Raw genomic sequence first — 3,094 nt, forward strand, 5'->3', positions numbered from 1 at the left:
TTTCAGGTCAGCAAATTGCTTGGGTGTTATATGGTCAAGCCTCACGGGCAATTAGTATTGGTTAGCTCAACGCCTCACAGCGCTTACACACCCAACCTATCAACGTCGTAGTCTTCGACGGCCCTTCAGGGGACTCAAGGTCCCAGTGAGATCTCATCTTGAGGCTAGTTTCCCGCTTAGATGCTTTCAGCGGTTATCTATTCCGAACATAGCTACCCGGCAATGCCACTGGCGTGACAACCGGAACACCAGAGGTTCGTCCACTCCGGTCCTCTCGTACTAGGAGCAGCCCCTCTCAAATCTCAAACGTCCACGGCAGATAGGGACCGAACTGTCTCACGACGTTCTAAACCCAGCTCGCGTACCACTTTAAATGGCGAACAGCCATACCCTTGGGACCGGCTTCAGCCCCAGGATGTGATGAGCCGACATCGAGGTGCCAAACACCGCCGTCGATATGAACTCTTGGGCGGTATCAGCCTGTTATCCCCGGAGTACCTTTTATCCGTTGAGCGATGGCCCTTCCATACAGAACCACCGGATCACTAAGACCTACTTTCGTACCTGCTCGACGTGTCTGTCTCGCAGTCAAGCGCGCTTTTGCCTTTATACTCTACGACCGATTTCCGACCGGTCTGAGCGCACCTTCGTACTCCTCCGTTACTCTTTAGGAGGAGACCGCCCCAGTCAAACTACCCACCATACACTGTCCTCGATCCGGATAACGGACCTGAGTTAGAACCTCAAAGTTGCCAGGGTGGTATTTCAAGGTTGGCTCCACGCGAACTGGCGTCCACGCTTCAAAGCCTCCCACCTATCCTACACAAGCAAATTCAAAGTCCAGTGCAAAGCTATAGTAAAGGTTCACGGGGTCTTTCCGTCTAGCCGCGGATACACTGCATCTTCACAGCGATTTCAATTTCACTGAGTCTCGGGTGGAGACAGCGCCGCCATCGTTACGCCATTCGTGCAGGTCGGAACTTACCCGACAAGGAATTTCGCTACCTTAGGACCGTTATAGTTACGGCCGCCGTTTACCGGGGCTTCGATCAAGAGCTTCGCGTTAGCTAACCCCATCAATTAACCTTCCGGCACCGGGCAGGCGTCACACCCTATACGTCCACTTTCGTGTTTGCAGAGTGCTGTGTTTTTAATAAACAGTCGCAGCGGCCTGGTATCTTCGACCGGCATGGGCTTACGCAGTAAATGCTTCACCCTCACCGGCGCACCTTCTCCCGAAGTTACGGTGCCATTTTGCCTAGTTCCTTCACCCGAGTTCTCTCAAGCGCCTTGGTATTCTCTACCCAACCACCTGTGTCGGTTTGGGGTACGGTTCCTGGTTACCTGAAGCTTAGAAGCTTTTCTTGGAAGCATGGCATCAACCACTTCGTGTTCTAAAAGAACACTCGTCATCAGCTCTCGGCCTTAGAATCCCGGATTTACCTAAGATTCCAGCCTACCACCTTAAACTTGGACAACCAACGCCAAGCTGGCCTAGCCTTCTCCGTCCCTCCATCGCAATAACCAGAAGTACAGGAATATTAACCTGTTTTCCATCGACTACGCTTTTCAGCCTCGCCTTAGGGACCGACTAACCCTGCGTCGATTAACGTTGCGCAGGAAACCTTGGTCTTTCGGCGTGGGTGTTTTTCACACCCATTGTCGTTACTCATGTCAGCATTCGCACTTCTGATACCTCCAGCAAGCTTCTCAACTCACCTTCACAGGCTTACAGAACGCTCCTCTACCGCATCACCTAAGTGATACCCGTAGCTTCGGTGTATGGTTTGAGCCCCGTTACATCTTCCGCGCAGGCCGACTCGACTAGTGAGCTATTACGCTTTCTTTAAAGGGTGGCTGCTTCTAAGCCAACCTCCTAGCTGTCTAAGCCTTCCCACATCGTTTCCCACTTAACCATAACTTTGGGACCTTAGCTGACGGTCTGGGTTGTTTCCCTTTTCACGACGGACGTTAGCACCCGCCGTGTGTCTCCCATGCTCGGCACTTGTAGGTATTCGGAGTTTGCATCGGTTTGGTAAGTCGGGATGACCCCCTAGCCGAAACAGTGCTCTACCCCCTACAGTGATACATGAGGCGCTACCTAAATAGCTTTCGAGGAGAACCAGCTATCTCCGAGCTTGATTAGCCTTTCACTCCGATCCACAGGTCATCCGCTAACTTTTCAACGGTAGTCGGTTCGGTCCTCCAGTTAGTGTTACCCAACCTTCAACCTGCCCATGGATAGATCGCCCGGTTTCGGGTCTATTCCCAGCGACTAGACGCCCTATTAAGACTCGCTTTCGCTACGCCTCCCCTATTCGGTTAAGCTCGCCACTGAAAATAAGTCGCTGACCCATTATACAAAAGGTACGCAGTCACCCAACAAAGTGGGCTCCCACTGCTTGTACGCATACGGTTTCAGGATCTATTTCACTCCCCTCTCCGGGGTTCTTTTCGCCTTTCCCTCACGGTACTAGTTCACTATCGGTCAGTCAGTAGTATTTAGCCTTGGAGGATGGTCCCCCCATATTCAGACAAAGTTTCTCGTGCTCCGTCCTACTCGATTTCATGACTAAGAGATTTTCGCGTACAGGGCTATCACCCACTATGGCCGCACTTTCCAGAGCGTTCCGCTAATCTCAAAGCCACTTAAGGGCTAGTCCCCGTTCGCTCGCCACTACTAAGGGAATCTCGGTTGATTTCTTTTCCTCAGGGTACTTAGATGTTTCAGTTCCCCTGGTTCGCCTCTTAAGCCTATGTATTCAGCTTAAGATAACCATCTTATGATGGCTGGGTTCCCCCATTCAGACATCTCCGGATCAAAGTCTGTTTGCCGACTCCCCGAAGCTTTTCGCAGGCTACCACGTCTTTCATCGCCTCTGACTGCCAAGGCATCCACCGTATGCGCTTCTTCACTTGACCATATAACCCCAAGCAATCTGGTTATACTGTGAAGACGACATTCGCCGAAAATTCGATAATACTCAATTAAGAGCAACTCACAAATTTTACCTTAGCCTGATCCGTTACCAGTGAAAGTAACGTTCAGTCTATCTTTCTATCACATACCCAAATTTTTAAAGAACGATCTAAT

2 rRNA genes (1 of these 2 cut by a window edge) are annotated in these 3,094 nt (G+C 50.9%); both read right to left on the minus strand.

Going from position 1 to position 3,094, the window contains the following annotated elements:
- Nucleotides 1-30: 30 nt before the first annotated feature.
- A 23S ribosomal RNA gene (locus AC1ROI_RS33835) occupies nucleotides 31-2,922 on the minus strand.
- 13 nt (nucleotides 2,923-2,935) lie between these two features.
- A 16S ribosomal RNA gene (locus AC1ROI_RS33840) occupies nucleotides 2,936-3,094 on the minus strand (it continues 1,229 nt past the right edge of the window).
- Together the 16S and 23S rRNA genes form the textbook arrangement of a ribosomal RNA operon.

It is taken from the genome of Pseudomonas sp. GW823-FHT02C02 (assembly GCF_058797635.1).